The organism is Gordonia sp. PvP123 (genome assembly GCF_040547295.1).
Classification (GTDB): Bacteria; Actinomycetota; Actinomycetes; order Mycobacteriales; family Mycobacteriaceae; genus Gordonia; species Gordonia terrae.
Genome location: NZ_JBEPPN010000006.1, coordinates 473285 through 480605, shown reverse-complemented (window position 1 = coordinate 480605; position 7321 = coordinate 473285). Strand labels below are relative to the sequence as shown.

General features: G+C 69.1%; 6 protein-coding genes. 2 read left to right on the top strand and 4 right to left on the bottom strand.

The window, feature by feature from the left end; genetic code table 11:
* Positions 1-258: 258 nt before the first annotated feature.
* The 3 genes from ABIC25_RS14690 to ABIC25_RS14680 are packed head-to-tail and all read right to left on the bottom strand — an operon-like array spanning position 259 to position 4506.
* Complete coding sequence (locus ABIC25_RS14690; RefSeq protein ID WP_354562024.1) at positions 259-1329, bottom strand: acyl-CoA dehydrogenase family protein; 1071 nt, start codon at positions 1327-1329, stop codon at positions 259-261.
* A 10-nt stretch (positions 1330-1339) separates the two neighbouring features.
* The gene (locus ABIC25_RS14685; RefSeq protein WP_354562022.1) at positions 1340-3883 is read right to left on the bottom strand and encodes a putative PEP-binding protein; all 2544 of its coding nucleotides are present in this window, start codon (positions 3881-3883) and stop codon (positions 1340-1342) included.
* A complete protein-coding gene (locus tag ABIC25_RS14680) occupies positions 3880-4506 on the bottom strand; it encodes a hypothetical protein (RefSeq protein WP_064571432.1) in 627 nt (208 codons plus the stop codon). Before ABIC25_RS14680 ends, ABIC25_RS14685 begins: the two co-directional genes overlap by 4 nt.
* Before the next feature lie 265 nt (positions 4507-4771).
* Here ABIC25_RS14680 and ABIC25_RS14675 point away from each other — a divergent pair, with 265 nt between their 5' ends.
* Positions 4772-6232 (top strand): aldehyde dehydrogenase family protein, encoded by a 1461-nt coding sequence (locus ABIC25_RS14675; RefSeq protein ID WP_239402468.1) that lies wholly within the window; start codon positions 4772-4774, stop codon positions 6230-6232.
* 29 nt (positions 6233-6261) lie between these two features.
* The gene (locus tag ABIC25_RS14670; protein WP_239402467.1) at positions 6262-6750 is read left to right on the top strand and encodes a nuclear transport factor 2 family protein; all 489 of its coding nucleotides are present in this window, start codon (positions 6262-6264) and stop codon (positions 6748-6750) included.
* A 10-nt stretch (positions 6751-6760) separates the two neighbouring features.
* Here ABIC25_RS14670 and ABIC25_RS14665 read toward each other — a convergent pair whose 3' ends face one another.
* Entirely contained in the window at positions 6761-7279 is a 519-nt protein-coding gene (locus ABIC25_RS14665) for a VOC family protein (protein WP_239402466.1), read from the bottom strand.
* Positions 7280-7321 lie beyond the last annotated feature (42 nt).

The window sequence follows — 7321 nt, the reverse complement described above, 5'->3', positions numbered from 1 at the left end:
CACAAGGTCAGCGAATACTCCATGCCCACAACACAATTACGCACTCACGCACTGCCAACCACACCCCCCGGCAACCGCATCCACGGATCCAGGCTCAGGGAGCATTGGGGTTTGTCGCTCGCACCTCAGGGAGCATTGGGGTTTGTCGCTCGCACCTCAGGGAGCATTGGGGTTTGTCGCTCGCACCTCAGGGAGCAGTGGGGCGCATCGCTCGCACCTCAGGGAGAAGTGGGGCTTCGCTCGCACCTCCAGGGGGCATCACCAACCCAACGTCAGGGCGATCCGCTCCCGGTGAAAAGTACTGGTACCGAACAGCTGTGCGTCGGCGCGGGCCCGGCGGAAGTACAGATGTGAGTCGTGTTCCCAGGTGAAGCCGATGCCGCCGTGCAGCTGGAGGGCCTCGGCGGTGACCGTGCGGTAGCTGTCGGCACACCAGGCGCGGGCCAGGGAGGCAGCCTCGGCGAGGTCGGCGGAGTCGAGGGCGCGCGTGACAGCCGACCGGGACGACTCGACCAGCACCAGCAGGTCTGCGAGCGTGTGCTTCACGGCCTGGAAACTGCCGATCGCGCGGTCGAACTGCCTGCGCTCCTTGACGTAGTCGACCGTCCGGTCGAGGCTGCGCTGCGCCCCGCCGAGTTGCTCGGCTGCCAGGACCAGGCACGTGACGTCGAGCGCCGCCACGATCGCCGACTCCGGCGAGCCCGCCACCGGGAGTCGACGCGCAGGCACCCCGGACAGCGTCACCGCGGCGTGTGCCCGGGACAGGTCGAGGGTGGGCAGCGGGGTGATCGACACTCCGGGAACCGTTGCGTCGCAGAGGAACAGTGCGACACCGGTGTCGGTTCGTGCCGCCACGACCAGCCAAGCCGCACCCGCAGCACCCAGCGCCGAGGTCGCGACACCACTGATCGTTTGCTCCCCGGAGCCGGCATCGACGGCGAATGCGATGTCGTCGGCATCGAACCAGCCGTGCCGGTCGAGGCCGACGAAGGCTGCCGGTGCACCTTCGGCGATCCGCGCCAGCGCGTCGTCGGCGCCACCGGACCGGATGAGCACCTGCGAAGCCAGCACCGTCGACAGGAAGGGGACGGGCATCACGCCGGCGCCCAGTTCCTCGGCCACGACGAGGAGCTCGGGCAGACCACCGAGTCCACCGCACTCCTCGGGCAGTCCGAGGGCGGCGACACCGATCTGCTCGGCGAGGAGTGACCACGAACGTCCATCCCAGCCCGGGCCGTCCGGCGCCAGGTCACGACATCCCGACGGTCCGCCCAGGGAATCGACGGCGTCGCGGACCGCCGATCTCAGGTCGTCGAGTTCGGTTGTCATGGTGAGCCTCTCAGTCAGCGGTCAGCACCGCACGGGCGGCGGCCAGACGGGCCACCGGGACCCGTCGAGGTGAGCACGACACGTAGTGCAGGCCGACCGAGTTCAGGAAGTCGATCGACGACGGGTCACCGCCGTGCTCACCGCACACCCCGAGTTTGATGTCGGGTTTGGTACTGCGGGCGAGCAACACCGCCCGGGACACGAGGGCGCCGACCCCGTCGGGGTCGAGGACCGCGAACGGACTGTCGGAGAGCAGGCCGTGCTCGAGATAGTGCGTCAGCATGGACTTCTCGACGTCGTCGCGCGAGAAGCCGTAGGTGAGCTGGGTGAGGTCGTTGGTGCCGAAGGACAGGAAGTCGGCGTCCTCGGCGAGTGACCCGGCGAGGAGCGCCGCGCGTGGCGTCTCGACCATGCTGCCCACCTTGTAGGGCACCATCACCCCGGTGTCGGCGGTCACCGCGGCCGCCGCCTCGTGCACCTGCGCGATCGCGCGCGAGAGCTCGCCCGGCAGCGACACCAGTGGGATCATGACCTCCAACTGCGGGGTCAATCCGTCGGCGTGCACGCTGACCCAGGCGCGGAACAGCGCCTCTGCCTGAGCGGGATACAGACGCTTCTGAACCATCGCGAACCGCACGCCGCGGAGACCGAGCATCGGATTGGACTCGTGAGCGTCGGCGGCACGTCGCGCCTGCGCCTCGTCGCGGTAGTCGCCGTCGGCGGGAAGGAACTCGTGGAGTGGCGCGTCGAGCAGCCGGACGGTGATGGGTCGGTCCCCGACGACGCGCAGCAGCTCGGTGAAGTCGGCCTGCTGCGCGGCGGTCAGGGCCGCGATGGCGTCGAGTTCCTCGGCGTCGGATTCCGCGAGCACGAGTCGCTGGACGAGCGGTAGCTGGTCGCCCAGGAACTGATGCTCGGTGCGGCACAGGCCGATTCCCTCGGCGCCCAGGCGGAACGCGGTCGCTGCGTCCTCGGCGTTGTCGGCATTGGCGCGCACTCCGAGACGGCGGATGTCGTCGGCCCAGCCGAGCAACCGGTCGAGCTCGGCCGAGGGTTCGGCGGGGCGGATGGTGACCGCGCCGCGGTAGACGTGACCGGTGCGTCCGTTGAGGGACACCACCTCACCCTCGGTGAGTGTCAGGTCACCGTTCGTCACCGTCCCGGCAGCACGATCGATGCGCAGGTCGGTGGCGCCGCAGACCGCCGGACGCCCGGCGCCTCGCGCGACGACGGCCGCATGCGACGCCAGTCCGCCGTTCGAGGTCAGGACCGCGGTGGCCGCGAGAAGTGCGGGGACGTCGGCCGGGCTGGTCTCGGAAGCCACCAGGATCACGTTGCGGCCCTGCGCAGCCCACTGCAGCGCGGTGTCGGCGCTGAGTGCGATCTCGCCGGTCGCCGCGCCCGGCGACGCGGGCAGGCCACGCGCGACGAGCTGTTCGCCACCGGTCAGCTTGATCTGCGGATGGAGGAGGTCCTGCATCAGGTCCGGGTCGAGCATCGCGACGGCCTCGCGACGGCCGATGGCATGGTCGTTGACGAGATCGACGGCGAGAGTGGTGATCGCCCGGGGTCCGGGGTGTTCGACAGCACCAGCACTGAGCAGTGCCAGCTGGCGGTCGCGAACCTCGAACTCGACCTGCGCGACGCCGCGCAGATGAGGTTCGAGTGTGGCGAAGATCTGGTCGAGGATGGCCGTGCCACCGGGCATCGCGCCCAGCGGCTCACCGGGGCCGGGCTCGGGATCGGTGCGGCGCACGCCGAGGTGGAACACCCCACTCGGGGAGTACTTGCCGGTCTCGAGGTCACGGCTGACCGCCGATCCATAGCCCGACTCGTTCCATGAACCCAGACGAAGTGCGCGGAGGTGAAGCGCGATGCCGAGATCGTCGGGAAGCGACAACGACTTGCGCGCCCGTTGCCCGCGCGGTGACGCCCACCGGGTCAGCATCGCCTTGGCGGCGAGCCCGAGCTGTTCGGCCGGGTCGGCCGGGAAGGCGACCCCCGTCGCGTCCACGATGAGATCGAGCAGAGCCGGAACGCGTGCGCGGCTGTCGGAATGATCGTCGACCACGTCGTCGAGGTCGTCGGCGTCGACGCCGAGTGCGTTCTCCGCGATGAACCGGAGCGTCTCGGCCCACGAGTCGTAGATGTCGCGATCACGGCCGATCACGTCGACGAGGGCGTCGACGTTGCGCGGGGACAAGCCGATCACCGAGATGGCCGGCGGAAGAGCCGACACCGGCACCGCCGCACTGCATCTCAGGTGCATCAGCATGGGGCGCCGCTCGGTGCGGACCGCGGGCCAGATGCCGCGAACGGCGAGCTTCTCCAACAGGTCGATGGCGACCCCGGCGGTCTCCCGGGTGGCGAGCTCTTCGCCCGCCCCGACCGGGATCGTCAGGCCGGGCACGACCGGGAGGCCGAGACCGACGAGGTTGTCCATCTCGACCCCGTGGACGCCGAGTTCCGCCGCGCCGAGACCACGTGCCCGTCCCTGACCGTGGGGTACCGCGATCCGGGTGAGGGTGTGCACCGCGCTGTCGGAGAGGGTCATCCGGCCGCGCCCGCGACGAGCTCCTCTTCGAGGGCCTCGTCCTGTGCGCGGGTGAGGCCGAGCAGCATGAGCACGTGCTGATGCAGCCACATCCACACGGTGTGATAGCCGTCGGTGAGCGGAGAGGTGAGGGACGCGGTGTCCCCGTCGTCGAAGCGTTCGAGCGCGACGCGGAGACGGTCGCGGTGGTCGAGCAGCTCGGGGGCGGCCTTGCCCGAGCGACGCAGGAGCTTGGACACCTCGGTGTGGATGTCGTCGAGCTGGTCTCGGATCCGGGCGTCGTACTGCGCGTCGGAGTGGTCGTTCGCGGACCCGTCGGGCCGGCACTGCCACGCGGTGCACAGCTCGCGGAGCCTGCGGTTGACCGGGAGGAACGCGCGCAAGAAGTCCATCATCGCCTGCTCCTGATCGCCACCCTCGGGGAGTCGGACGAGCCGACCGGCCTCGGCGATGCCGGCGGGAGTCGGCATCACCATGGGCCCCTTCGCGACGGCATGACCCGCGTCGATGACCTCCTGCATCACAGGATTCACCGGACCCCGGTACATGCCCTTGATCACGAGCCCCACCAGCTCGTCCGTTGCGGTCGTCGGTGCCGAGAGGTTGATCGCCAGGTCGTTCATGATGCTCCTGCAGACGAAGATCGGGTCCCGGGCCGGGACGGGGCTGATACCGGTGCGTTGTGACAGGACGGCGCGACCGCCGGTGTTGTGACGCTGCTCATAAGTTACCCAAATAGTAGTTCATGTCAAGAAAGTTGGCCAAACTGTGAACAGAGTTAGGGTAGGAGGCTACTTACTTGACACCGCATACGCTTAGGGCGCTACTGTCGTCGATGTGATCGCCACCACTGTCGAGAGTACGGGTGGCAGGAAGGGGTCCGGCGGGATGACCAGCACGAACGAGGCCACGACGGTCGAGGACCGGGACGAGCTGTACATCGGCGGCAAGTGGGTGCCGTCGGTCTCGGAGGCGCGGATCGAGGTGCGCGAGGCCGCGACCGGCGCGACGCTGGCGCATGTGCCCGACGGCGACACCGCCGACTGTGACGACGCGGTGGAGGCGGCGAACGTCGCGTTCGATTCGTGGTCGACGGTTCCGGTCCCCGAACGAGCCGCGATCCTCCGCACGTTCGCCGACGAGCTCGCGGCACGCGAAGACCATCTCGCGACGATGATGACGCGGGAGGTGGGCACACCCATCGGTCGCTCGCGGAGCGTGCAGGTGGGCCTCGGGGTCACTGTCTTCCGGACCATGGCCGACGCCCTCGAGGCGCTGCCCCTCGAAGAGCGCCGGGGCAACTCCCGGATTCTCCGCGTGCCGGCCGGGGTCGTCGGTGCGATCACCCCGTGGAACTATCCGCTCTATCAACTCGCGGCCAAGGTCGCGCCTGCGCTCGCGGCCGGTTGCACGGCGGTCGTCAAACCGAGCAGCGTGGCGCCGCTCGCGGCCTTCGTCGTCGCCGACATCGCCGACGCCATCGGTCTGCCGGCCGGTGTGCTGAACGTGGTGTCCGGTCCGGGGCGGACGGTGGGACAGCGGCTGGCCACCAATCCGGGAGTTGACCTCGTGAGCCTGACCGGATCGACGGGCGCGGGCGCGAAGGTTGCCGAGCTGGCTGCAACCGGAATCAAGAAAGTCACGCTCGAGTTGGGCGGCAAGTCGGCGTTCATCGTGGCGCCGGGCGCCGATCTCGACACGGCTTTGGCGGCCGCGGTCCGCGGCTGCTTCGTCAACAACGGGCAGACATGTGCCGCCACGACCCGGCTGATCGTCGCCCGCGACGACATCGCCGCGGTCGAGGAGCGCCTGGCCGAGCTCGTCGGCGCGATGACCGTCGGCGACCCCCTCGACCCCTCGAACGACGTCGGCCCGATGGCGTCGGCGGCCCAGCAACGGGTCGTCCTCGGATTCCTCGACTCGCTGCCGAACGGCGCGCGGGTTCTGGTCGGCGGACCGGGCGAGGTCCCGGGTCTCGACGACACCCTGTCCGGCGGCTACTTCGTGCGGCCGACCGTGGTGAGCGGCGTCGACAATTCCGCGGACATCGCCCGCGAGGAGGTCTTCGGCCCGGTGTTGACCGTGCTCGAGTACTCGGACGTGAACGAGGCGGTGGCGATCGCGAACGACTCCGACTACGGGCTGTCGGGTGCGGTGTTCGCGGCCGACGACGACGCGGCCGTGTCGATCGCGCGCCGGCTGCGGACCGGGCAGGTGGCGATCAACGGAGGTCGATTCAACCCGATGGCTCCGTTCGGGGGCATGAAGAAGTCGGGCATCGGCCGTGAGCTCGGGCTCGACGGCCTCGAAGAGTACTTCGAGAAGATCTCGCTGCAGATGCCCGCCTAGTGCGCACACCACAGGAAAAGGACTCACCCATGACCTCTGATCACGAGGCGCTGACGTCTCTGCTGGCGCGTTTCGCGCGGGGCATCGACCTGCGCGACTGGGCGCTGTACCGCTCGGTGTTCACCGACGAGATCGACATCGACTATTCCAGTTACCGCGCGGGCAACGCCGGCCACTTCCGCGCCGACGACTGGGTTCAGCGGGGCCGCATGCTGTTCCCCGGTCTCGCGGCGTCCCAGCACTTCATGTCCAACTTCGACATCGATGTCGATCCGGCCGCCGGCACCGGCCGGGTGGTGACCTATGTCCGTGCCGAACACGTGCTGCCGAACACCGCGGGTGACGCCGTGTTCACGATCGGCGGTTACTACACCGACGATGTGGTCCGGGTGGACGGCGAGTGGCGGATCTGTGTCAAACGCCTGACCGTGCTGTGGAACTCGGGCAACCCGCAGGTGTTGACCATGGCCCGCGAACGCGCGGCCGAACTGCTCGAGGTCGAGGCCGCGGTTTTCTGAGCGCGGTCTCTCAGAAGTCCCGCACGGCTCGACGCCCGTCCCACCCGTTCGCGGCCGCGGCGACCTTCGCGTACAGCGCGACGATCGACGCCGCCGGCTCGTAGATCTCCACGAGATGGCCGAACTCGGCGCGAGTGTCGTGGAATGCGAACGAGTTTCCGCTGGGCGTCGTCGCGGTCAGCAGTGCGGGGTGCCCGAGGTCGGTGAGCCGCGCCTGCTCATCGTCGAATGAGGGCACCAGTGTTGCCACGTGATGGACCCGCCCTCGTCCGGAGGTGGTTGCCGCGAACTCTGCCGGTGCCGCCGAGTGGACTTCGACGAGCTCGACCTGAACGGCGCCCCACTGGCCGTAGGCCGACGAATGATCGAACTCGCCTCCCTCGCCTGCGGGCCCGTAGGCGACCTCGATGATGTTGCGACGCAGGAAGAACGGGCCGGCGCCGGTCCGTGCCGAGAAGCGCTGTGCAGCGGTGGCGACGTCGTCGACCACGTAGGCGATCTGTGCGATCGCGCCGAGGGTGGGGGACATGAGGACTCCTCGTCGAGGTGGACAGCAGAACGGCGAACGCTA